19 protein-coding genes and 4 pseudogenes are annotated in these 23,300 nt (G+C 72.4%); 12 read left to right on the plus strand and 11 right to left on the minus strand.

The window, feature by feature from the left end:
• Nucleotides 1-29 precede the first annotated feature (29 nt).
• A complete protein-coding gene (locus AB0F89_RS28905) occupies nt 30-875 on the plus strand; it encodes an NYN domain-containing protein (RefSeq protein WP_367128788.1) in 846 nt (281 codons plus the stop codon).
• A 168-nt stretch (nt 876-1,043) separates the two neighbouring features.
• On the plus strand, nt 1,044-1,889 hold the full coding sequence (locus AB0F89_RS28910; RefSeq protein ID WP_367128789.1) for a hypothetical protein: 846 nt from the start codon (nt 1,044-1,046) through the stop codon (nt 1,887-1,889).
• Nucleotides 1,890-1,895: 6 nt separating this feature from the next.
• Here AB0F89_RS28910 and AB0F89_RS28915 read toward each other — a convergent pair whose 3' ends face one another.
• Complete coding sequence (locus AB0F89_RS28915) at nt 1,896-2,909, minus strand: substrate-binding domain-containing protein (protein ID WP_367128790.1); 1,014 nt, start codon at nt 2,907-2,909, stop codon at nt 1,896-1,898.
• Nucleotides 2,910-3,023: 114 nt separating this feature from the next.
• Entirely contained in the window at nt 3,024-4,307 is a 1,284-nt protein-coding gene (locus AB0F89_RS28920; RefSeq protein WP_367128791.1) for a LacI family DNA-binding transcriptional regulator, read from the minus strand.
• 220 nt (nt 4,308-4,527) lie between these two features.
• Between AB0F89_RS28920 and AB0F89_RS28925 the strand changes: the two genes are divergently transcribed.
• On the plus strand, nt 4,528-5,124 hold the full coding sequence (locus AB0F89_RS28925) for a hypothetical protein (RefSeq protein ID WP_367128792.1): 597 nt from the start codon (nt 4,528-4,530) through the stop codon (nt 5,122-5,124).
• A 74-nt stretch (nt 5,125-5,198) separates the two neighbouring features.
• Here the strand turns inward: AB0F89_RS28925 and AB0F89_RS28930 are convergent, their stop codons facing one another.
• The 4 genes from AB0F89_RS28930 to AB0F89_RS28945 all read right to left on the minus strand — a co-directional run bounded on the left by AB0F89_RS28930 (nt 5,199) and on the right by AB0F89_RS28945 (nt 9,972).
• Entirely contained in the window at nt 5,199-6,275 is a 1,077-nt protein-coding gene (locus AB0F89_RS28930; RefSeq protein WP_367128793.1) for a Gfo/Idh/MocA family protein, read from the minus strand.
• A complete protein-coding gene (locus tag AB0F89_RS28935; protein ID WP_367128794.1) occupies nt 6,272-7,039 on the minus strand; it encodes a cupin domain-containing protein in 768 nt (255 codons plus the stop codon). Before AB0F89_RS28935 ends, AB0F89_RS28930 begins: the two co-directional genes overlap by 4 nt.
• Nucleotides 7,036-7,947 (minus strand): PmoA family protein, encoded by a 912-nt coding sequence (locus AB0F89_RS28940; RefSeq protein ID WP_367128795.1) that lies wholly within the window; start codon nt 7,945-7,947, stop codon nt 7,036-7,038. The genes AB0F89_RS28935 and AB0F89_RS28940 overlap by 4 nt, the downstream gene beginning before the upstream one ends.
• A 429-nt stretch (nt 7,948-8,376) precedes the next feature.
• Entirely contained in the window at nt 8,377-9,972 is a 1,596-nt protein-coding gene (locus AB0F89_RS28945; RefSeq protein ID WP_367128796.1) for a family 16 glycoside hydrolase, read from the minus strand.
• A 763-nt stretch (nt 9,973-10,735) separates the two neighbouring features.
• Here AB0F89_RS28945 and AB0F89_RS28950 point away from each other — a divergent pair.
• From AB0F89_RS28950 to AB0F89_RS28965, 4 genes and pseudogenes are all read left to right on the plus strand, one after another.
• Nucleotides 10,736-12,189 (plus strand): annotated as a pseudogene (locus tag AB0F89_RS28950) (DUF6055 domain-containing protein).
• 36 nt (nt 12,190-12,225) lie between these two features.
• Nucleotides 12,226-12,363: pseudogene (locus tag AB0F89_RS28955) on the plus strand (hypothetical protein); the annotation flags it as partial.
• A gap of 49 nt (nt 12,364-12,412) precedes the next feature.
• A complete protein-coding gene (locus tag AB0F89_RS28960; RefSeq protein WP_367139179.1) occupies nt 12,413-12,673 on the plus strand; it encodes a hypothetical protein in 261 nt (86 codons plus the stop codon).
• Entirely contained in the window at nt 12,670-13,110 is a 441-nt protein-coding gene (locus AB0F89_RS28965; protein ID WP_367139030.1) for a hypothetical protein, read from the plus strand. The genes AB0F89_RS28960 and AB0F89_RS28965 overlap by 4 nt, the downstream gene beginning before the upstream one ends.
• Before the next feature lie 45 nt (nt 13,111-13,155).
• On the opposite strand, the gene AB0F89_RS28970 is transcribed toward AB0F89_RS28965, so the two are convergent.
• Genes AB0F89_RS28970 through AB0F89_RS28980 form a run of 3 tightly spaced genes read right to left on the minus strand, consistent with a single transcriptional unit; the run spans nt 13,156 to nt 16,184 of the window.
• The gene (locus AB0F89_RS28970) at nt 13,156-14,064 is read right to left on the minus strand and encodes a bifunctional methylenetetrahydrofolate dehydrogenase/methenyltetrahydrofolate cyclohydrolase (RefSeq protein ID WP_367128797.1); all 909 of its coding nucleotides are present in this window, start codon (nt 14,062-14,064) and stop codon (nt 13,156-13,158) included.
• On the minus strand, nt 14,061-14,711 hold the full coding sequence (locus AB0F89_RS28975) for a cyclodeaminase/cyclohydrolase family protein (protein ID WP_367128798.1): 651 nt from the start codon (nt 14,709-14,711) through the stop codon (nt 14,061-14,063). The genes AB0F89_RS28970 and AB0F89_RS28975 overlap by 4 nt, the downstream gene beginning before the upstream one ends.
• A gap of 42 nt (nt 14,712-14,753) precedes the next feature.
• Nucleotides 14,754-16,184, minus strand: a complete 1,431-nt coding sequence (locus AB0F89_RS28980; protein ID WP_367128799.1) for a serine hydrolase domain-containing protein — start codon at nt 16,182-16,184, stop codon at nt 14,754-14,756.
• 86 nt (nt 16,185-16,270) lie between these two features.
• Here AB0F89_RS28980 and AB0F89_RS28985 point away from each other — a divergent pair, with 86 nt between their 5' ends.
• The 5 genes and pseudogenes from AB0F89_RS28985 to AB0F89_RS29005 all read left to right on the plus strand — a co-directional run bounded on the left by AB0F89_RS28985 (nt 16,271) and on the right by AB0F89_RS29005 (nt 21,464).
• Nucleotides 16,271-17,407 carry a sensor histidine kinase gene (locus AB0F89_RS28985; RefSeq protein WP_367128800.1) on the plus strand — a complete coding sequence of 379 codons (1,137 nt, stop codon included), beginning with the start codon at nt 16,271-16,273 and terminating at the stop codon, nt 17,405-17,407.
• The gene (locus AB0F89_RS28990) at nt 17,397-18,056 is read left to right on the plus strand and encodes a response regulator (RefSeq protein WP_367128801.1); all 660 of its coding nucleotides are present in this window, start codon (nt 17,397-17,399) and stop codon (nt 18,054-18,056) included. The genes AB0F89_RS28985 and AB0F89_RS28990 overlap by 11 nt, the downstream gene beginning before the upstream one ends.
• A gap of 856 nt (nt 18,057-18,912) precedes the next feature.
• Nucleotides 18,913-19,545, plus strand: a complete 633-nt coding sequence (locus AB0F89_RS28995) for a DJ-1/PfpI family protein (RefSeq protein ID WP_367128803.1) — start codon at nt 18,913-18,915, stop codon at nt 19,543-19,545.
• Between the two features lie 267 nt (nt 19,546-19,812).
• Nucleotides 19,813-20,333, plus strand: a pseudogene (locus AB0F89_RS29000) (sigma-70 family RNA polymerase sigma factor); the annotation flags it as partial.
• 78 nt (nt 20,334-20,411) lie between these two features.
• A pseudogene (locus tag AB0F89_RS29005) lies at nt 20,412-21,464 on the plus strand (MFS transporter).
• Between the two features lie 33 nt (nt 21,465-21,497).
• Here AB0F89_RS29005 and AB0F89_RS29010 read toward each other — a convergent pair.
• Entirely contained in the window at nt 21,498-22,397 is a 900-nt protein-coding gene (locus tag AB0F89_RS29010) for a serine hydrolase (protein ID WP_367139032.1), read from the minus strand.
• The gene (locus tag AB0F89_RS29015; RefSeq protein WP_367128804.1) at nt 22,397-23,287 is read right to left on the minus strand and encodes a LysR family transcriptional regulator; all 891 of its coding nucleotides are present in this window, start codon (nt 23,285-23,287) and stop codon (nt 22,397-22,399) included. The genes AB0F89_RS29010 and AB0F89_RS29015 overlap by 1 nt, the downstream gene beginning before the upstream one ends.
• Nucleotides 23,288-23,300: the final 13 nt, after the last annotated feature.

Genomic DNA, 23,300 nt, shown 5'->3' on the forward strand with positions numbered 1-23,300 from the left:
CCCGCGGTCGTGCGGGTAAAGTCGCCCCGGTGGGGGAGATCGTGCGCATCGGGGTGTTCTACGACGGTACGTGGTTCGCTTACCTGAGCGACTTCTACGCGACCGAGCACCCGCGCGCGGCCCGGGTTTCGCTGGACGGTTTCCACGACGCGTTGCGGTGGCACGCCCACAAGGTGACCAAGACCGCGTTGGACGACTGCGTGCTGCACGAGGCGCACTACGTGCGCGGGCGGATCGAGACGCCGGCCGCGTCGTTCGACGCCGCCCTGACCGCCGCCGGGGTCACGCGGCACGACTTGCCGCTGCACGGCGGCAAGGAGAAGGGAGTGGACGTCCACTTCGCACTCGAAGCGTGGGAACGCGCCACGACCGTGCCGCTGGAGTGGGTCGTGCTGGTCACCGGCGACGCCGACTTCACCCCGTTGGCGACCCGGTTGGCAAGGCGGGGCGTCGGCGTGGTGGTGCCGGTGGTCGACGGCGTGTTCCGCGAGTCGACGACCCCGGAGTGGATGCCGCGCACCGCCGCGCCGCTGCGGGCCGCCGCGACGCTGACGCCGTCCTTCGACGACCTGTTCACGCCGTCCGGCCAGCCCGGCTACCCGCTGCGCCCGCCGTTCGTGCGCTCCAGCCAGGCCGTCCCCTCGCCCGCCGGCGCACCGCGCGGTCGCCGCCGCGGCACCGTGACCGGCTGGCGGGCGGGGCAGGCGCACGGCTTCATCACCGACTCCCGCGGCGGCTCGTGGTTCGCCTCGAAGGACGACCTGCCGGCGGGCCGCGCCATGCTGCCCACCGGCACACCGGTGTCGTTCACCGGCTCCCCCGCGCCACCCGAGGGCCGCAAGTACCCGCGCGCGTACTCGATCCGCCCTGAATGACCGGTCACCCCGACCGCCGCTCATCCGCGCTCGGCGGACATCCCTGCGGCTCCTCGTCCACATCGGACCCATCGTCCTCAAGGAACGTCAGCCCCCCGGAGCAACCACGGGCGCAGTGAGGCGTCCCGCTTGGTATAGCCGTCCCGCTGCCCCCTGTGAGGTCCCACCATGACGCTGCTCCGCACCCTTTCCGCGTTACTGACGGCGGTCACGGCCGCCGTCCTCGTCACGCCACCGGCCTCCGCCGCCATCCCCGGCGAGGAGGTGGTCATGTCCCCGCCTCCCCGGCTCGGGTCGTCCGTCAGCCGGATCAGCACGGTGTCCTGCCCGGCGGGCAAGCAGCTGGTCGGCGCGTTCGCCTACGTCCGGGGCAACAGGCGGGACGTGCTGGTCACCGGGCTGACGCTGACGGCGACCTTCGCCGTGGCGGTTGCCCAGGAGGACCAGGACGGCACCACCGACGACTGGGGCCTGGTGCTGGAGGTGGTGTGCGCGCTGCCCGTTCCCGGGCACGCGGTCGTCCGGGTCTCGTCGGCCCCCACGTCCGTGAACAAGCAGGTGCGCGCCACCTGCCCGACCGGCAAGAAGCTCCTCGCGTCCGGGTGGGACACCCAGGGCGCGGGTCAGGTCCACGTCAACCAGATCGCGCAGTCGGCGGACCTGACGAGCGTCGCGGTGACCGGCATGGAGGACCCCGACGGGTACGCGGGCGACTGGCGGCTGACCACCTACGCGGTGTGCGCGAACCCGTTGCCCGGCCAGGAGCTGCGCACCGCGACCTCGCCGGTGGACCACGGCGACAAGTGGTTCGACGTGAAGTGCGACTGGGACCAGCGGCGGCTGTCGGCGGGCTGGTCGTTCATCGGCACGGCCGGCGTGACGCCCGCCGGGCAGGTGCTGCCGAACATTTGGGCCACCGGCACGTCCTGGTACGAGCTGGACGTCTGGGAGGACGACGACGGTTTCGCGCACGACTGGTACGCGATCGGGCGGGTCGTCTGCGTGGACCGCTGACCCGGTTCAGCGCTCGCGCGGTGGTGCGGTGCTCTGCCGCACCACCAGCTCGGTCGCGAGGTCGATCCGCTGGTGCGGCGGCTGCCGACCGCGGGCCAGGGTGATCACCATCTGCGCGGCGATGGCGGCCATGTCCCGAAGGGGCTGGTGCACGGTGGTCAGCGGCGGCCCGATCCACTCGGTGATCGTCAGGTCGTCGTAGCCGATGACGGACAGGTCGTCGGGCACGGACAGGCCCAGCTCGTGCGCCGCGCGCAGCACGCCCAGCGCCTGGTAGTCCGACCCGGCGAAGATCGCGGTCGGCCGGTCCGCGCGGTCGAGCAGGTCGATGCCGTGCAGGTAGCCGCTGTGCGCGCGGAACTCGCCCCGGCGCACGTGGTCGGGTTCCGCGGGCAGCCCCTCGGCGGCCAGCGCGCTGTGGAAACCGCCCAACCGGGCGCGGCTGCACAGCAGCGAGGTCGGGCCGGAGATGACACCGATGCGCCGGTGCCCGAGGTCGGTCAGGTGGCGGGCCGCGGCCACTCCGCCCGCCCAGTTCGCCGAGCCGACCACCGGCACGCCCGGCGGCAGGTCCTCGGCGGTGTCCACGAAGACGAACGGGATGCCGGACGCGGTCAACCGGCGGCGCTGCAGGTCGTCCAGCTCGATCAGCACGAAGATGACGCCGAGCGGCCTGCGGGCGAGCAGGTTGTCGAACCACCCGGCCCCCGGCCTGCGCGCGCCGTCCAGTTCGGACAGCACCAGCGCCACCCGCTCGGCGGTCGCCACCTGCTCGACGCCGCGGATCAGCTCCATGGCCCACTCGGAGTGCATGTGGTCGAAGACCAGCTCGACCATGCCCGGCCGGGCCGACCGGCCACCCGGGCGCCCGTGCCGCCCGGCGACGTTCCCGGCGCCCGGCCTGCGGTCGACGGGCCTCGGACCGCCCGCCCCGCCCCGCGCCGGGATGCCGTTCCGACCGCCCGGCACACCGGGGTTCCAGGACTTCCGCGACGTCATCATGCCCGTTCCCTTGTCCACGAGGTCGTCGTACGAGGATCGGCGGAGGCGCAGCCTCCACCACCGTACGACGGGAACCGCCCCTCCCCCCGATTGAGACGCACCACGACGATCGACGACCGGCAGCCCGCGGTCTCAGTTCGCGAGGGCGCGCGGAGGTGCGGTGCTGTCCCGGACGATGAGGGTGGTGGCCAGCTCGACCCGGTTCCGGGCGGGCGGCCGACCGGCGGCCAGCGCCAGGACCAGCTCGGTGGCGGCGGCGCCCATCTCGACCATGGGCTGCCGCACGGTGGTCAGCGGCGGACCGCTCCACCGGCCGGCCGAGATGTCGTCGAAGCCGACCACGCTCAGGTCCTGCGGCACGCGCACGCCCTCCTGCCGGGCCGCCTCGTAGACGCCGAGCGCCTGGAGGTCGTTGCCGCACAGCACCGCGGTCGGCGGGTCCGGCAGGCGCAGCAGCTCGCGCCCGTGGGCGAGACCGTCCTCGAACGCGAACCAGTGCCCGATGCGCACCAACCGGTCGTCCAACGGCACGCCCTGCCCCTCCATCGCCGCGCGGACACCGCCCAACCTGGCCCGCGCGCACATCCGGTCGACCGGGCCCGTGATGACCGCGATGCGCCGGTGGCCGAGGTCGAGCAGGTGCCGGGCGGCGGCGATCGCGCCGCTCCAGTTGCCCGCGCCGACCGACGGCACCGAGTGCTCCGGCTCGCCCAGCGGGTCGAGCGCGACCAGGGGTATGCCGCTGGTGGCCAGCAGGCCGTGCTGCTCGCTGGTGAAGCCGAGGTGCACCGCGACGACGCCGAACGGCCGGCGCGCCAGCAGGTCGTGCGCCCAGGACCGACCGGTCGGCGTGTTCCGCACGGCGTCGATGAACCCGACGGCCAGCCGGTGCCCGCTCGCGACCTGCTCGACGCCGCGCATGATCTCGACCGCCAGGTAGCTGTGCATGCCGAAGAAGACGACCTCGACGTTCGGCGCCCGCACGACCGCCTCCGGCCTACGGTAGCCGTGGTCGCGCAGCGCCGCCTCGACCCGGCGGCGGGTCGTCGCCGCCACGCCCGGACGCCCGTTGAGCACCTTCGACACCGTCGGCGCGGACACACCGGCCAGCTGGGCGACCGCCGCGACGGTCAGCTCGCCGCGCCGCCGGCCACTCCGACGCGCGCCCTCGGCCTCGTCCGGCGCCGGGTGGCCGTTCGCCGGCGGGTTGCGCAGCTCCTCCACCGCGCCGAGCAGCCGGACGCGGACCGCCTCCGCCTCGCGGTGCGCCGCGGGACCGGCCGGGACCGTCTCCGTCAGGTAGCGCCGCTTGCCCGAGCCGCGGTCGACACCCGCGTACACCCGCACCCGCAGCGACCCGCTCGGCAACTGCTCGACCTCGCCGCGCGCCTGCCGCCCTTTACCGGCATCTGCCATGGAGCCACGATAACCGAAAAGAAAACATCAAAGCGGTGACGGAAGGCTCCACGTGTGGCTCCACGAAACCCGATCTCGAATCTTCCGAGTATGGCCGCACAAGACCGTGCGCCGTGGCGCCGATGGCCGCCGTTCGGCCGTGTCGATCCCAAGCGACCGGGTGTGCACCGTACGGCCGTTCGGACGTGTCTCGGTGCGCGAGTGCCGTAGCGTTCCACCCGTGACCCGCTTGCCAGGCAGGACCACCGCCACCGCGTTGCTGCTCCCGTTCGCGTTCCTCGCCGCCGCGTGCGGCGCCGAGGACGTCTCCGCGCCGACGTCGACGTCACCGCCGTCGACTTGGATCGAGGTGACGTCACCGGTCGAGGGCACCCGACCGGACGAACCGGCCGTGTCCACCCCGAAGCGGTTCGTGGACGGTGACGTGTGCGCGCTGCTCGGCGAGCAGGAGATCACCGATGCCGCAGGGACGCCCTACGCGCGGCGGATCTCGGCCGAGCCGGGCGAGCGGTGCACGTGGCAGCTCGGCGACACGCCCGACGACAACGGTCAGCCGGTGGAGGTCTTCTTCGTCCACGTGCAGCCCGCGGACAGGTGGCTGGGCGTCGAGCAGGGCTCGGTGAAGGGCCACCCCACGCGGCGGCAGGACCGCGACGGGATCTGCATGCTGCGGATCGCGCTGCACCAGCCGGGGAGCGGGCGGTCCGAGAGGGCCGTCATGTCGGTCAACCTGAGGCTGGCCGACCGCACCGCCGACGCGTGCCCGGCGGCGCAGTCGCTGGCCGAACTCGTGCTGGACCGGCTGCCCGCCGCCTGACCGCGTCCGCTTCCCCTGACCACGCCCGCTCCACTGACCACGCCCGCTCCACTGACCAAGGCCCGGTCGCGGGGTCAGGTCGACCAGGGCGCCCCGCTGCCCGCCATGCTGCCGTAGAACGGGTGGCCCTCGGTGATCTCGCCCCGGCTGATCGTCCGCCCGGTGAACGCGGACGCGTAGACCGCCGCGATGAACTCCACGGTCGTCCTGGTGTCGGCGGTGGAGACCGGCGGCGGCGTGCCCGCGTCGAGCGCGTCGAGCACGGCGGTGAACTGCGCGGTGTGGCCGCTGGGCGTGTCCGCCTCGCCCGTCCACGCTCCGGTGACGAGGCCGGGTGCGGGGGTGAACGTCCAGTTGGTGTCGGAGTAGCCGTAGAGGTGTTCGAGGTCGACGGTGCCCAGTTCGAAGTCGAAGCGCAGCCTGCTGGTCTGGCGCGGTGAGACCAGCGAGTTGACCACGGTGGCCAGCGCGCCGGAGTCGAACCGCACGAGCGCGGCGGACACGTCCTCGGTCTCGGTGTCGCGGGCCTGGCGCGCGGCGACCGCGCTGACGCTGCTCCACGGCCCGAGGATCGACAGCAGCAGGTCGAACTGGTGGATGCCGTGCCCCATCGTCGGGCCGCCGCCCTCCAGCTCCCAACTGCCCCGCCACGGCACGGTGAAGTACTCGTCGTCGCGGAACCACAGAGTGTCCGCCGACGCCAGCAGCGGCCGCCCCAACGCGCCTTCCGCCACCAGCCGCCGCAGGCGGACCGCCCCGGAGCCGAACCGGTGCTGGAACACGGTGGCGACCGGCGCCCCGGCCCCCGCCTCGGCGGCCCGCAGCCGGTCCAGCTCGGCCAGCGACAGCACCGGCGGCTTCTCGACCAGCGGCGACGCGCCCGCCGCCAGGCACTCCAGCGCGAGGGGCAGGTGGGAGCCCGGAGGTGTGCAGAGGTGCACCAGGTCGGGCCGCTCGGCGTCGAGCAGTTCGGCCAGGCTCGCGAAGGCGGGCACGTCCCACTCCGCCGCGAACCTGGCCGCCCGCTCGGCCTCGACGTCGACGACCCCGATGAGCCGCGCCCGGTCACCGGCCTGGGCGATGGCCTCGGCGTGCGCCCCGGCGATGGCCCCCGTGCCGACGATGGCGCAGGTGCGGGTACGAGTGGTCACGGAAGGTTCTCCTGGTGAAGTGGAGGAGCGGTGGGAGTCGCGGGTGGGCGCGGTCCTTCGCGGACGTCGTAGGGGCGCAGGCGTCCGCACATGCCGAACGTCCGCCCCGGCGCGGCCGCTTCGACCACGGCGGCCCGGTCGAGGTGCCCCGCCGTCCCCGCTGCCAGCGCGTTCGCCACCGCCAGGCCGGCCTCGGCCTGCCGGAGCGGCCCGTCGCGCACGATCGCGGGCCAAGCGGCGGCCCGCGCGCCGACCAACGCCGTCGCCGCGGCGTAGAACTCCCGCAGCGGCCCCAGGTCACCGTCGCGGACCGCGTCCCGGATTCGGACGAACCCCTCCACGGCCAGGTCACGGCGACGCCGCGCGTCCACCACGCGTTCCGCCTCCGTCGCCCGCTCCGGCAACGTCGCCGCGGCGCGGTAGCGGTCCGGGTCGGCCAGCACGTCGGGCGGGAACGTCATGACCGCGTCGCCCGCCTCCGGCAGCCCGGCGTTGTCCATCAGCACCACCACCCGCAACCCGCCGTGGTTGACCGCGCGGTGGATGGTCCCGGGGGTGAACCAAACCACCGACCCGGCACGGAGGGTGATCTCGCGGCAACCGTCGAGGGTCACGGTGTGCAACTCCCCCGTCCCACCCACGACCACGTAACACTCGGTGGAGGCCAGGTGCAGGTGCGGGCTGCCACCGACCACGCCGTCCGGCGCGGGGTCGTCGTAGACGTCGAGGAACGACAGCGACGCGCCGCCCGGGAACGTGCTCACCCCGCACGCCCGAGCACGTCGCGCACGGCGTCCGCCAACGCCGCCGCATCCCCGGCGCCGCCGTCGGCCACCCCGGCGCCGTAGCGGAACCGCACCACCTCACCATCGGCGACGACCAGCTCCTCGCTGAAGAACGGGGCCGGGTTGAGGCACGCGAAGTTCTCCGACCGGGTGAACCAGCGCGGCGGGTGGTGCGGGTTGGCCGAGTGGTCGACCACCAGGACCAGGGACTCCGCGTCGTCGCCGTCGTGCCGCCCGGTGAAGGCCATCCACTCGCCACGCCGACCGCGCAGCTCGTCGCCGCCCACCCCGTCGGGCGACACGACCTGCCCACCGGTGAACGAGCGCGGCCCGCGCCAGAACAACCCGCCGTAACCGGCGTTCTCCCGGCCGCGGGTGGTCGGCGAGCCGAACGCGATGTCCCGCCCGGACGTGTTGGTCATCGCGGTGTCGAAGGTCAGCGCCCACGCCGCGGCCGACACCAGAGTCACCGCAACCGTGCGACGCTCGGTAATGATCGTCTGCCCGGATTGGGTGATCCATTCCAGCTCATGGGTGAACCACGCCGACCCGCCCTCCGCGCCGACGTCGATCACCCGTCGGTGCTGCTGCGTGCCGTTGTTGTCCAGCTGCACGTACGACCGGCCGTGGACGTAGGTCGGCCCGCCCCAGAAGTTCTCGTCCCCGACGTTCGGCAACGACCAGGCGATGCCCTTGTGCCACACGTGGTCGTGCGGTCGGAACAGGCTCACCAACCGCCCCGCCCTGGTCCGGACGGGGTGCAGGAACGGCTTGGGCGACTCCAGCCGCGGGGTGTCGGGCACGTACGTGTAGTGGACGAGGTCCACCACCCCGTCACCGACGGTCAACGAGGACCCGACGTCGTGTCGGACCGCGAGTGCGCTCAAGGACCCATCTCCTCGCATCGGGGCGGCGGACACCTCGACCTTCGACCGGACGCCGCCGACCGGTCAAGGGGACGGTCTCGACCGGTCGGGTCCTCGTGCTGGTGCACGGCGCGTTCGCGGACGGCTCCAGCCGGGGCCCGTCATCGACCGGCTGCGGGCACGGGGCGTCGAAGCGCTCGCGGTGAGCAACCCGCTGCGCGGCCTCGCGCACGACGGCTCGGTCATCACGCACGCAGACAGCAAACCCTCAACGCCAAGGCCCTCGTGCACGTGGCTGCGTTCGGCGTCGACAAGGGCGAGAGCGTGTTCGCCGCCGACCTCCCGGCCGAGGTCACCGCGGTCAGCCGGCCCCCGATCGCCTCGCTCTCCTGACCGACCTCCGGACCGGGAGAGCGGCGTGGCCGACCGAGGTCGGCCACGCCGCGGCGGTCAGCCGATCTTCCCGACCCCCGCGCCCGCCATGACGGCGGCCTTCACGCTGTTCGGGTCGTCCAACGTGTAGGGGTAGTAGTCGCGCGGCTCCTGGACGGCGCCGCTGCAGTCGGGCTGGCCCGACTCGCCGACGAACACGTTGTTCCGCGCCACGCAGCGCCCGCCGGGACCCGCGTAGCTGTTGCTCACCGGCTCCTCGACGTCCTCGAAGTAGTTCCCCTCCACCACGCAGCCCGAGTCCGCCTGGCACGCCACGCCGACGTCGGTGTTGTAGAGGTAGTAGTTGTTGAACATGTGCACCGGCTCGCCGAACCGGACCCGCGGGTTGCGCTGCGGCGTGCGGTCGAACCAGTTGTGGTGGTAGGTCACCTTCAGCCGGCCGGTGTCCTGGGCGCCGTTGTCGTCGTCGTGACCCAGCAGCATGTTCTTGGTGTGCTTGTGGGTGTGGTTCCACGACACCGTGACGTAGCTGGAGCCCCGCTTGATGTCGATCGCGCCGTCGTAGCCGTCGGACAGGTCGTTGTGGTCGATCCACACGTGGTGGGAGAACATCTGCACGTTGATCGCGTCGTCCGCCCAGCCGCGGAACACCAGGTTGCGCACGATCACGTTGTGCACGGCGTCGGCGGGCGGCGACGTGACCTCGGAGACCGGCAGGCCGATGTTCAGCCCGCCGCCGGTCAGGCCCGAGGCCGAGCCGATGCCGACGATCGTCTTGTCCGACGTGACGTTGTGCATGGGGCCGGGCAGCGCGAGCATGCCGCGCACGCAGATGTTCAACGGCCCGGTCTGGGCGATCGCGGCCAGGAACTCCGCCGCCGTGTCGACCTCGATCGTGGGTCCGCCCGCGCCGCCGGTGGTGCCGCTCTGGCCCCACGCGGTGACCGAGGCGAACCCGATCGGCCGACCCGAGGTCGCGCACGTGCCGGGCTGCTGCGTCGTGGTCGTCGTGGTCGTGGTGGTGGTCGGACCGCCCGGCCCGGCCACGTCGGTGACCAGCACGTCGTCGAACACCGCCCCGGCGTAGTGCGTCGCCAGGCCGATCCGACCGCTGCCGAAGGTGGCGTCGGTCGCCGTCACCACCTGGGAACCGTCGACGAAGCCGCGCAACGTGCTGCCGAACGCCTCCAGCCGCACGGTGTGCCAGGAGCCGACGGTCACCGAGGCGGGCGCGGAGGCCAGGGCGGTGAACCCGCCGCCGACCCGCTTGCCGAGCACCACCGAGCCCGCGTTGGACAGGCCGAGGTAGTAGTAGTTGCTCGTGTTCTGGGCCCGCGCGGTCACCGCGACGTGCCGGTTCGACCCGTTGAACGCGGTCGGCTTGACCCTGGCCTGCACCGACTGGCCGGACCACGCGGTGCCCGCCAGGGTCCTGGCGTCGGAGCTGGAGCCGGACTGGCGCAACGCCCGCGACCCGTCGGCGACCACCGACCAGGTGCCGCCGCTGGAACTCCAGCCGGACGAGTTGCCGTCCTCGAAGTCGTCGACGAACAGGGTGGCGGCCGATGCCGAGGGCACCACCAGAACCGCCACCGCGACGATGAACCCGCTCGCCACGGCGGCGAGCGACGCTAATCTGCCGTGCTTGCTCAAAGGAGTCTCCTGTGTTGAACCGGGCGTTTCGCGCTCGATTCGGTCGGCCCGGCGCTGTTCACGGTGATGAATGCGTTCACGCTGGTGAACGCACGTGCGAACGCGTTCGGACGACGGCTGCCGACAAACGGAGGCGGCGGTTGGCGGCACGCTGATCGAAAGTGTGGTGAATCCTTGCGGCCGAAGGTAGAGGCTGGTTTCCGGAACGTCAACGCCGGGTTACCGGGCCGGTTCGGAATGTGATCGGGGAAAACGATCGCCTTGATCGACGCGGGCGAGCGCTCCCCCACGTCCCGTGGCTTGGGCGCTCCGACCGCCGCCGACCGGGCGGGAACCGCTCGGCGTCGTCGCCTCCCCCGGCGCGTCCGCCCGTCGGGCGGCACCGGGCCGACCCTTGCCGAAACTGTTTCGCAGGACATGGTGAAAAAGCGGCGCTAACGCCACCGCTACTCGCGGTTCGATGCCGTTCGACCGTTGTTCGATCGTCGTTCGACATTACTCGAAAGGGTTTCCGACCGCACCGCCGACGGCTCGGGAATCGTCCCCGTGGAATCGACTGGAAGGTAGTTCAACGGTGCGCTCCTTCAGCACTGCGGGCGGGGTGAGGACGGCGTTCACCGCGTTGCTCGCCGGTGTCCTCGCGATAACCGTGTCGACCTCGCCCACCAGCGCGTCGACCTCGTCGTCCGCGTCAGCCGCGCCGGTCTCGGCGGCTGCCGCGAAGACCGTGCACATCCCGGCCAGGTGGACGCAGACCGGCGAGGTGCCCTGGGCGGCCGACCGCACCAGGGAATCGACGAACTTCGTCCTGCTGTGGGGTGAGCGGTCGGGCGCCAACCCGGTGGCCGCGCCCTCGCCGTACAACTTCGACCCGAACAGCGTCATCGAGCAGCTGGAACGGCTCTACACGTTCTACGTGAACACCATGCGGTTCACGCCGGAAACCGGGTTGCTCGCCCAGCACAAGATCATCGTGATCATCACCCAGACCTGGGGCCGGTCGAACCTGGAGGCGTGGGCCACCGGTGGCTCGATCGACGGACGGGTGGGCATCATCAACATCGCGCCCGGCGCGGCCCTGCCCGGTTCGTGGGGCCTCGCGCACGAACTGGCCCACGTGTTCCAGAACTACACGTTCCTGGGACGGCCGGGGTACTCACGCGCTGGCTGCGGTCGGAGAACCTGTACTGGAGCTCCAGCAGGCACCACTACGGCAACTGGATGCTGGTGCAGTACATCAAGGACCGCGACGGCCTCGCGATGTTCAACCGCCTGTGGAACGAGGCGCGCGACAACGAGCACCCGCTGGAGGTCTACCGGCGGATCGCGGGCATCAGCCAGACCGAGCTGAACCGCCGCGTCGGCGAGTACGCGACGCGCAACGTGACGTGGGACTACGGCAACCGGTCCACGTTGATGCCGTTCATCGACAACGTCTACGGCGCCGGGTTCCTCAACGCCTACAACGGCGGTTCGGTCGAGGCGGTCGACGCCGCCGCCGGGCACTTCCGGATCAACACCCGGACCGTGCCGTCGGACTACGGCTACAACAAGATCAAGCTGGTGGCGGCCGACGGCGCGCTGGTGAAGGTGCGGGTGGAGGGCCACGCCGAGGCCGGGGCGACGGGCTGGACGTTCGGCCTGGTAGCGGTCCGCAACGGGACGCCGCGCTACTCGCCGCTGGTCGTCGGCGTCGACGGGCAGCTGACCTTCCAGCTCCAGGCCGGTGAGCGCGAGGTCCACTTGGTGGTGACCGCCACCCCGACGGCCGTGCCGCGCTACGCGTTCCTGGACGGCTACAACACCGCGCGCCGGTTCCCCTACGAGTTCCGGGTGTCCGGGGCGACGCCGTCGGGCTTCGAGCCTGGTCACGTCAAGCCCGCGCCGACCGGTGGCGGGCGCTGGCACGCCAACGGCGGCGGCTGGGTCGCCAACACCGCCACCGTCACCGGCAACGCCCGCATCGAGGGCCTGGGCTGGGTCAACGGCGGTGTGGTCGGCGGCAACGCGGTGGTGAAGGACAACGCTTTGATCCAGAACGGGGCGAACCTGTCGGGCAGCGTCGTGGTCGGCGGCGACGCCGAGTTCAGCACCGCCTGCGGGTCGGGCACGTACCTGGCGTTCAACCCGTCACGCGGGTGCGACGGCCAGGGCGGCGAGCCCGACGTCAACCCGGCGCACGGCACGTTCCCCACCTCGGACCTGTCGCTCAGCTGACGCCCGGCGCCACGGCGCGGTCGTCCCTCCGCGTTCGTGACCGCCGAGCTACCCGGCCTCCCCGGCTACCCGGACCACTACCCGAGCGGCGTCAACGATCTCGGGCAGGTCATCGGTAGCGCCCAGGGCGACGGCCGGGTGCACGCCGTCCTGTGGTCACCGCGCGGCGGGGCGACCGACCTCGGTCCCGGGGCTCGTCGGAGCCATCAACCAGCGTGGCCAGGTGCTCGGGCTGGACAGCACGGGCATACCGAACACGCAGCGGCCGTGGATCCGGTTCGGTGGCGAGCGGCAGGCCACCACTCCGCCCGGCGCGGCGTGGGCGCTCAGCCAGGTGATCAACGACAACGGCGCCGTGCCGCTGTACTACACCACCTCCGCCGACAGCCGGCAGCAACGCGCCGCCGTGTGGCACGCCGCCATCCGCTGCGCCGAGGCCGCGTGCACGAAGCTCGAACCCGGAGACCGTCAACGAGGCCGGTGACATCGTCGGCGCTGCGCTGGGAGGGCGACGCGGTGACCGTGCTGTCCGAGACCGGCCGCGTCGCGCACGGCGCGCAATCCCGCAACGAACGCGGTAACGCGGTCGGCTGGGCGGTGGACGCCGCCGGCGACTCCCGCGCCGTGCTGTGGCCCGCCGGCGGCAAGCAGGTCGACCTCGGCGTCCCCGCGCCGTCCGAGGCGGTCGCGATCAACGAGCGCGGCGACGTGGTCGGCTGGACCTCGACCCTGGACCGCTCGGTGACCCGCGCGTTCGTCTGGAACGCGGGCCGGGTCACCTACCTCGACTCGCTGGGCGGCGACCGCAGCATGCCGGTCGCGCTGAACAACCACGGCGTCGTCGTCGGCCGGGTTCACCACCGCCGACGGCGCCGGAAGGGCAGTCCGCTGGTCTCCGCCGTCACCACCCTGACGCGCTGACTTCCCTCCCGCCGCCCTGGGCGACGGCTCGCCCAGGTCCGCTGGTCAGACCACCCTCGCGTTGCGGTAGAGCCGAACGGCGTTGCGCATCGCCATGGTCACCGTCATCGAGCCGACCCTGGGCACGAACACCGAGGCCCGGTCGACCACGTCATCGGCGAAGTTCTTCATCGTGGAGAAGTTCAGGCACACCGCACCCGGTTTGATCTCCTCCGCCCGCACCAGCGGGAAGTCACGGGACGGCACGCCGGTCACCACCACGTCGGCCTCGGCCAGGGCGGTGGTCCGATCGACCGCGACGGCGTCCACGTGGTGCCCCTGGATGCCCGCCGAGTGCCGGAACTCCAACGCGCCGGAGACGTCGAACGACGTCACCCGCGCGCCGTCGTTGGCGAGCATGGCGGCCAGCGGCCGGCCGACGATCTCGCTGCGGTTGAACACGCACGCCCGCACCGACTCCAGCGGCGTGTCGCCGTCGCCGCGGAACGCGCCCGCCGCGCCCAGCAGCTTCATCACCGCGAGCGGCGTGCACGGCAGCACGGCCCGCCGGGTGCCCGCCGCGTCGACGAACCGCCGGTTCTCGTAGAGGCAGCGGCTCCAGAACGAGTGCAGGCCCTCGACGTCCTTGCGCGGGTCGACCAACTCCCGCAGCCAGCGGTCCTGCTCGGGGTCGCGGACCGGGTAGTAGACGAACACGCCGTGCACCCGGTCGTCGGCGTTGGCCTCCCGCACCGCGGCCTCGACCTCGTCGGGGCGCGGCGTACGCAGGTCGAACTCGATCCCGACCTCGGCGCAGGCCCGCCGCGTGTACTCGGCGTAGGTGCGCGCGGGCCGGTCGCCGTCGACCAGGAAGCCGACGACCGTGAGGCGTTCCGGGATCGCCTCCAGGTCGGCGCGGATCTCGGCGCGGATGGACTCGGCCAGCACGGCCGGGTCGATGGTGCGAGCGGTCAACGGGATCCCTCCGGGGTGCTGGTCGTTCCGGTCGCCTCCGGTCGCCACCGGTCGACGCGATCGTGCGCGGCCACGGCGGCGCGCCGTGCGGCGGTCAGCCGTGCGGCGAAGGCGTACGCCGCCGGATCATCGCCCATCAGGGCGACGTTGGCCTCGGCTCCGCGCAGGGCGGCCAGCGCGGAGCCGAGCAGCAGGTCCGCTCCGGCGTGGACGTCGCTCACCACTGCACGGGCCACCACCGGCAGCACGGCGAGCGCCCAGCCCAGCGCCTCCACCACGTCCGCCGCGGCGGTCAGCGGCCCCTCGGTGGCCGCTGTCGAGGCCGCTGCCACCGCCACCTGCCGGGTGGCGCGTTCGTCGTCGGTGGACCGCGGCAGCCGCCGGGCCCGCAGGTAGCCCTCGAACAGCTCGACGTCGCGGTCCGCCGCGGCACCGAGGCGGTCGAGCAGTGCCCGACCCACCGCGAGCGCGTCACCGATCGCGGGGTCCTCACCGCGCCGGGCGGTGATCTCCAGTGCCATGAGCACCAGCGAGCAGCCGAGCGCCGCCGTCACCGCGGCCACCGACCCGCCGCCGGGCGTCGGGCTCGCGCTCGCCGTCCGAGCGCGCAGTTCGGCCAGGGGCACGTCCCACAGGCTGTCCGTCACCCGAAGATCATCGCTCGTCCCGCCCGGACCTGCCACAGCGCATCAGCCAACCGACCACCGCCTCCGGATCGCGACGAGCCTCGCCCCGAGCACCGCGACACCGCTCAGCGCCGCCACCGCCAGCGTGATCATGAACGTCGGGTACAGGTACAGAACCTGCACCCACGCCACGTCACGACCCCGGTAGAGGTAGCTCACCACCCGGTGGACGGTGATGGCCAGCAGGAGCGGCAGGAGCAGCGAGAGCAGGCGGGCGGTCGTCCAGAGGTTCGACGGTCGGCCGGCGGCCCAACGCCGCCCGCGGGCCACACCCCGTGCCGTCAGCGCCACGAACGCCACTGCGAGCAGCAGCAGCACCACGTCGATGACGGTGTGCGGGGTGCCCGCGGGCGGCCCCTGTCTGCCCTCGACCAGGTCGATCAGGCGTTCCCCGATCGCCTGGGCGTCGCCGTACTGCATCCCGGTGTTCGCCAGGACGGCGATGCCGTAGCCGGATCGCGGCAGCAACGCCTGGTACGCGGTCGAGGTGAACAGATCGCCGCCGTGCTCCACAACCGGTGCGCCGGACGGTGTGGCGCCCACGAACCAACCGAGGCCGTAGTCCCCCGACACGGCGGACGGGGTGTGCATCGCGGTGGTGCTCTCCGGCGTGACGATCGAGGTCCCGTCGGGCCCCCGGCCCGCGTTGTTCTGCGCGATCAACCATGCCGACAGGTCCCGCGCGGAGGTGAGCACGCCGCCGGAGCCGTTGCCGAACGCCGGCGGCTCGGGCAGCGCGACGGCCGCGCCGAGCACCTTGAGGTGGCCCCGGGCGCTCAGCGGCAGGTCGCGCTCGGTGTCGACGGTGCGGCTGTCACCCATGCCCAGCGGCTCGAACACGTTGTCCCGCAGGTAGTCGGCGAACGGCACGCCGGCCACCACCTCCACCAGCCGGGCGGCCACCTGGAAGTTCGGGTTGTGGTACTCCCACCGGGTGCCGGGAGCGGCGGCCGGGGACGCCTCGCGCATCGCCGCCACGGCCTCCTCCAGGGTCTCCACCCGCGGCCCGCTGAACGAGTGGAACGTCGTGTCCGACAACCCCGATGTCTGGTCGAGCAACTGGCGCACGGTGATGTCGGCGGCCAGTGGACCGGCCATCGTGAACTCGGGCAGGCGGGTGCGCACCGGCTCGTCCAGCCGCAGCCGCCCGTCCTCCGCGAGCTGCAGCACGGCCAGCGCCGTGAAGGACTTGCTCAGCGACGCCGCCGCCATGACGGTGCCCTCGGACACGGCCTCGCCGCCGGGCGTTCTGCCGTACCCGGCGGTGCGCACCACCTCGGTGCCGCGGGTGACGGCGACCGCCACCCCGGGCACCGCCGTCTGCTCGCGGTACTGCTCGACCACCGCGTCGACGGAAGCGGCGTCGACGGCGGGCGCGACTGCGGTGAGGGACGAGGAGAGGATCGCCACGGCGGACAGGAATGAGCTGAACATGCTTCGAAGTGTCGGCGGGGGAGATGTCCGACCACATCGGACCGTGGTCCGAGTTCAACCGAACGCCGCCCGGATACGGTGCGACCATGATGCCGAGATTGGGTCCGAGAAGGCTGCTGGTGGTCGATGTCGTGGCCGCGGGCGTGGTTGTCGGGTGGGCGGTCCTGCGGGCGCCGCAGGTGGACGTGCTCGCCGTGGTCCTGGCCGCCGCGCTCGGCGCGCCGCTCGCGCTGCGCCGCCGTCGGCCTGCCGCCGTGCTGCTCGTCGTGCTGGTGGTCGGGTCGGCGGCCATCGTGGTCGGCGCCGGGAACGAATCGGTGGTGGCGGCCGTCGCGTGGGCGCTCTACCCGGTCGGGTTGTCCTCGGCCAGGTCCGGCGCGATCGGCGCGGCGGCGGCGTCGGGGAGCGTGGTGGCGGCCGGCGTCGTGGTGGCGATGGTGCCCGGCCTGCCGCTCGTCCCGACGCCCCCCGGCATGGAGTCGTTCGCCACGAACCCGGTGTCCACCCTGGTCTTCAGCGTCGCGGTGATCACCGGGGTGTGGGCGGTGACCGCGGCCGTCCGCACACGTAGGCGGCAAGGTGCCGAGCTAGCCGAGTCGCGCACCGCGAGAGCCGTGGCCGAGGAGCGGTTGCGGATCGCCCGCGACATCCACGACGTGGTCGGCCACAACCTCAGCCTGATCGCGATGAAGGCCGCGGTCGCCAACCACATCGGCGTCGGCCGCCCCGAGGAGCGGGAGGCGGCCCTGCGCGGCATCGAGCAGGTCAGCCGCTCGGCGCTGGCCGACGTCCGGACCGTGCTCCGCGGGCTGCGCGAGACCACCGCCCCGTCCAGCGCCGCCGGGCTGGACCGGCTGGTGGACGACGCGCGGTCGGCCGGGGTCCACGTGACCACCACCCGGGTCGACCTGGCCTGGACGCCCGCGAGCGTGCGGGTCTCGGCCTACCGCATCGTCCAGGAGGCGCTGACGAATGTGCGGCGGCACTCCGAGCCGCCGCGCTGCCGGCTGGTCACGACTGTCGAGCCCGACCAGCTGGTGATCTCCGTCGTGGACGAGGGAACCAGGGCGACCGCGCCCCGGCCCGGCGGGCACGGGCTGCTCGGCATGCGGGAACGGGTCGCGCTGCACGGCGGCGCGCTGCACGCCGGGCCCACCCCGGGTGGAGGGTTCGCCGTCCAGGCCACGCTCCCGTTCGAGGGGGCGGTTCACCATGACGGGTGAACCGATCCGCGTGCTGCTCGCCGACGACGAGCCGCTGTACCTCGAGACCATCCGGCTGCTGATGGACAGCGATCCGGGGCTGGACGTGGTCGCCGAGGCGAGGACCGGCAGGCAGGCGTGCGAGCTGGCCGCGAGCCACCGGCCGGACGTCGCGTTGGTGGACGTCCGGATGCCCGACCTCGACGGCATCGCCGCCACCAGGAGGATCACCGCCCTGCCCGACGCGCCGAAGGTGCTGATCCTGACCACGTTCGACCTGGACGAAGCCGTGTACGAGACGTTGCGGGCGGGTGCGAGCGGGTTCCTGCTCAAGGACGTGCCACCGGCCCGGCTGCTCGACGCGGTCCGGACGATCGCCAACGGCGAGGCGCTGCTGGCGCCGACCGTCACCCGTAGGTTGATCAAGGACTTCCTCGGCGCACCCCCACCCCGCCGCCCGGCACGCCGGCTCGACCACGTGACCCCTCGCGAGCAGGAAGTGCTCGGGCTCATCACCCGCGGGCTGTCCAACACCGAGATCGAGGAGGAGCTGTACCTGAGCCGGCACACGGTGAAGACGCACATCGGCCACCTGATGGCAAAACTGGCCGCACGCGACCGCGCCCAGCTGGTCATCGCGGGCTACGAGGCAGGTCTGGCGGACCGGTGACCCACCCTGTTCTCCACGTCGTCGGCTCCGCCGGTCAGACCGGCCCAACCGGTGGGAACACGCCCGACCCACACCCGCTGCGGGTAGTCGCCAACCGGCACCGAGGTACTGCGGTTTTGCTTGGTCGCTAGACCACTTACCGAAGACCTCGCCATGTTCTGGCCACCGACACGCCGTCACCTACCTCACCTGTGAAACACGCGCTAGCCGCCCACCGTCCGGCACCGACGTGACCGGCTCACCGAAATCATCAGCACGCCGTGGGACCACAGCACGGCGGCACACCCAATTGACCACGCTGAACACCCCGCACCGTTGGTAGACGCTCCGAACATGGCTCGATCACCACCCACCCCGACGATGATTCGCGATCGAGTGAATCACTGATATCGCCGCTCTGTTGTCACCGATTCGCTGATGGGGCGTGGCGAGCTGACTGATCGTGCGCTGTTACCGGTATCCGGGCCTGGTCGCAGGTAGTGGGATCGCTATCAGGTGATCATGACCTGCCTGACCGCCATGGACCGCCGAGGGCACCTGGGAGCACATCCTGGACCGAACCCCTCGCCCTCGACTGGGAAGCCCTCGGGCGCTCAAGGCGGGCGGCCAGACCGGAACAACCTGCAGACCGTTGCTACTGCTATCAGTTAACACTGAAGCTATAAAGAAAAGAGAGAGGACATGAGGGCGTCGCATCAGCCGGAGCACAGTGTCAAAGCGAACCAGCACAGGCCACCGGGAACCGGATGGCGATTCCGGACGACCACTCGAGTGAACCTGAGACTGGGAGGGCACTGTGGAACGCCGTACGTTTTTGCGAGCGTCAGCGCTGTCGGTGGGAGCTGTGGGAGGAGTAATGACCAGTGGGGCGACCGCGGTGTCGGCAGAGGCGCCCTTGCGGGTGCAGGTGCTGGTGTTCGACGGGGTGGAGGAACAGGACTTCATCGCGCCCGTGGAAGTGCTGGGGTTGGCCGGAAAGTTGAGTGGTGGTGCGTTGTCCACGGCCCTGGTGGGCGTGGGCCGCCCGGGCACGGTCACGTGCTCTTACGGCACCAGGGTCGAAGCGCCCGAGAGCTGGTCGCCGGGTAAGGCGGACGTGTTGGTCGTGCCCGGCGGCGGGTATGCCGACAAGTCCGGGCCCGGGGTCAACCGACTGATGGCCGACCAGGGCTTCCTGCGCCGACTGGCCGCCGCGGACCTGCTGCGCGTCGGCATCTGCACCGGCACGATGGTGTTGTCGGCAGCGGGGTTGACCAGGGGGCGCAATGCGATAACGCACAACGGGGCGAAGGCCGACCTGGCGGCACAGGGGGCGAAGGTCGTCAACGCACGGGTGGTCGACGACGGCGACCTGATCACCGGCGGCGGCATCACGTCGGGGCTGGACGTGTCGCTGTGGTTGGTGGAGCGGTTCCTCGGCGCGCAGCTCGCCCAGCGGGCCGAGACGGTGTTGGAGTACGAGCGGCGGGGCACTGTTTGGCGGGCCTAGGTCGTGTTCCAGGTGTGACGTGGCCAGAAGTCGACAGAGGTGATAGCCATACGACCAGAGCCGTTACAGGACAACGAAATCCGCTCGACCATCGGGAGGAGCCACAGACACCGCCCCGCTACCCGACCTCAACGATAACGACAACATAGTTGGGAGGTTTATGAGTCTACAATAGATAGCAGAGTGCGGCTGGCGGCCAGAGGAGGTCGGGTGGCTCGATGTGGCGGCGCTGGTTTGCCGCAGGTTCGGCAGTTCACGTTCGGAATCGTGCCCTTCTCCGACGGGACCAACCCCGGCGACGAGGTGACGCGCTGGGCGTTGCGGGCCCGATCCGGTGACCGGGACGCGCTGGAGCGGTTCGTGCGGACCACGCAACGGGACGTGTAGCGGTTCATCGCCCACCTCATCGATGTCGGGGTGGCGACGACCTCGTCCAGGAGACCTGCGCACGCGCTCTGGTCAGCCTGCGCCGGTTCGCCGGGCGCTCTTCGGCCCGCACCTGGCTGCTCGCGATCGCCCACCGGGTGGTGATCGATCAGGTTCGCCTGGCGCGGTCCAGGCCGCGCCTCTCACGGGGCGTGGACTGGGAGCGGGAGGCGGATCAGCGGCCGGTCGGGTCCGGCTTCGAGGACGCGGTCGAGCTGAACATGCTGCTGGACGCGTTGGGCCCGGACCGCCGGGAGGCGCTGGTGCTCATCCAGGTGCTCGGCCTGTCCTACGCCGAGGTGGCGGACATCGTGGGCTGCCTGGTCGGCACGATCCGGTCCCGGGTCGCGCGGGCCAGGAAGACTTGGTGCGGGCGGTCGGGCGGGTGCCAGCGAGGTCGGCTGACCGTGCTGCCCGACGCTCGCGCCGCCTCTCCTCCCCTGCTGCGGAACGCGCCATTCCTGCGGCTGTGGCTCGGGACGACGGCGTCCGGCCTGGCGACCTGGGCGTTGCCGTTCGTCCTCGGGCTCGCGGTGCTGGAGCGGACGGTCACGTGGTCGAGCTGGGGGCGTGCTGGTGGCATAGACCGCCGGTTTCGTCGTCGCGGTTCCGGCCGCCGGGGTGCTGGCCGATCGGCACTCGCGGCGGCGGGTGGTGTGGTGGGCGGGGTTGGCGGCTGGGCTCGGCACGCCGTTCATCGCGGTCGGGTTGGGGCGGTCGGTGGCGTTGATGGCAGTGGCGGCGGCGTTGGTCGGGGCCGGGCAGGGCGCGTGCCGGCCGGCTTCCAGGCGTTGACGGCAAAGGTCGTGGCCGAGGACCGGCGGTGGCGGCGGGCCAATGCGGCGGTGGCGTTGGCGGTCCGGGTCACCACGCTGGTCGCGCCGAGCCTGACCGCGCTGCTGGCGCTGGTCGTGTCCACCCCGACCCTGGTGGTGGCCACGGCGGGCTGTGGTTGGTCGCGGTTCTGGTACCTGGCACCCGTGGGTCGTCGTGGGGCTGGACGCGTTGATTGCGGTGATCGCCACCGGCTACTCCGTCACCGCTGTCGTGCTGCCCGTGGTGAGCCGTGACCGTTACGGCGTTCACAGTGGGAGCGCTCGCGGGTGCGGTCTTCGTCGCACGGTGGAGTCCGCGCCACGGACTGGACGGCCCTGGCCGGGTTGGCCTGCTACGGGTTCGTGCCGTTGGCCCTGCTGCTGCCGGTGCACCTGGGGTTCGTGCTGGCCGCGTACGCGCTGGCGGGTGTCGGGATGGAGCTGTTCAACGTGCCGTGGTCCACCGCGACGCAGCGGGAGGTGGAGCCCTCGGCGCTGGCTCGGGTGTCCTCTTTGGATTTCCTGCTGTCCTGCGGTCTCGCGCCGATCGGCCTGGTGCTGATCGCGCCGGCGATCGGTTGGTTCGGGGCGGGGCCGGGGCTGGCGCTGTGCGCGGTGGTCTGCTTCGCCGCGCCCGCCGCCGCGCTCTTGCCGTCAGCCCGCGGCTTCAGGCGTTGACCGACGCCTCCCGCAGCTCAGGACCGCAGGGGGTCACCTTCGCAGTTGGTCGCGAAGGGTTCGGGCGACTTGGGCCATCAGGGCTTCCGCGCCCGGTTGGACGACGGCGGGCACCCGGGACTCGGTGAGGGCGGCGATGGTGAACGCCTGGCCGTCGGCGTGTTCGACCACTCCGACCTCGTGCCGGAGGTTGAGCAGCGTCCCGGTCTTGGACGACCAGCGCGACGCGTCCGAGCTGAAGTCCGGCGCCAGCCGGTGCCGGAGCACGTTGTCCCCCATCAGCTCCCGGACCCGGACGGCGACGGCGGCGGGGATGGTGGTCGGTCGCCACAGTCCTTGCAGCAGGTCCACGAACGCCCGCGCCGATCCCGAGTTCGCGCGGCTGATGTCCAGCTGGGTCACCGGGTGCCCGCGCCCCTCGGTCGCCGCCGCGATGGCCAGCGAGTGGGCCAGGTGCCCCTCCTCCGGGGCGAACCGCTCGGCCGGTGTGTCGACCAGGTCCGTCATCAGGTGCCGGACCGCGATGCCGTCGTAGCCGAACCGGCGCAGCTCACCGGTGACGGCGGCGGGTGGGGTGAGGGCGAACAGGGCGTCGGCGGCGGTGCTGTCGCTGATCGCGACGCTCAGGTAGAGCAGATCGTCCACGGCGATCGTGGCGGGGTGGCGGAACTTGGGCAGTCCGATCGGTCCCGGCGCGGTGACCCGGCCGGGTGGGACCACGACCGGGGTGGCGGCGTCGAGTTCGCCCCGGCGCACGCGTTCCAGCGTGGCGACGGCGAGCGGCACCTTGACCAGTGACGCCACCGGGTACTCGACTTCGGCGTCGAGGCCCAGCTCCTCGCCCGTGTCCAGGTCGCGCACCAGGAACGAGCCGCGCAGGCCGCCGTCGTGCAGCGCTTCCCGGGCGTCGCGCAAGACCCTGGTCGTCCCGATCACCGGGCACCGCCTTCCGGGACGCCGAGGCAGCGCCCGATCGCGGCGTGCGGGAGGGCTCGGACCCGACGGGCGTCCTCGCGCTGACCGGCCGTGACGTCGTAGCCGCGGGCCAGGTCCAGTTCGCCGAGGGGCCGCCAGTGCAGGCCCAGCTCGGCGGCCTGGTCCGGCGGGCACAGCAGCAGGTCGGTCGAGCCGAGCACGTCGGCGGTGGCGGCGACGAGCGAGGTGGCGACGACCACCTGGGCCGGCTGCAGGCCGACGGCGTCCCGCAGCCTGGTGACGCGGTCGCGGACGTGCGGCACGTCGTCCTCCGGTTGGACCTGCACGCGGCGTCGGCGGTGGTGTCGTTCGGCGCGCCCGGCGCGCAGCGTCTCCAGGTAGACCGCCGAGACGGCGCCCGGGTCGTCCCGACCGGCCAGGCCGAGCGGCACCCGCCAGAGGCCGTCGTCGGCGGGGACCGCGACCAGCGCCGCGCGCACCTCCAAGGTCCGGGCCAGCTCGGCGCGCTCCCCCGGTCCGGCGGGGTGCGGGTCCAGGTCGAGGTCGTGCCGACGGGCGTCGGCGACGAGCCGGGCCAGCGGGCGCGGCGCGCAGACGGCGGGCACCGCGATCCGGAACGGGCGCAGCTTGGCGCGCTCGGCGTCGTGCTCCATCGCCTCGGCGAGGTCGACCAGCCGCCGGGCGGACGGCAGCATCTCCCGGCCGAACGGCGTCAGCGCCACGCTGCGCGAGGACCGGGTGAACAGCCGGGCGCCGAAGTGCTCCTCCAGCGCCGCGATGCGCCTGCTGGCGACGGACTGCGGTATCCGGGCCGCCGCGGCGCCCGCCGTGAAGCTGCCGTGCCCGCTCACGGCCACGAACGCCTTGCACGCCTCGACCACGTCCACGGTCGCCCAGTCT

The sequence above is a fragment of the Saccharothrix sp. HUAS TT1 genome (assembly GCF_040744945.1).
In the GTDB taxonomy this organism is placed as follows: Bacteria; Actinomycetota; Actinomycetes; order Mycobacteriales; family Pseudonocardiaceae; genus Actinosynnema.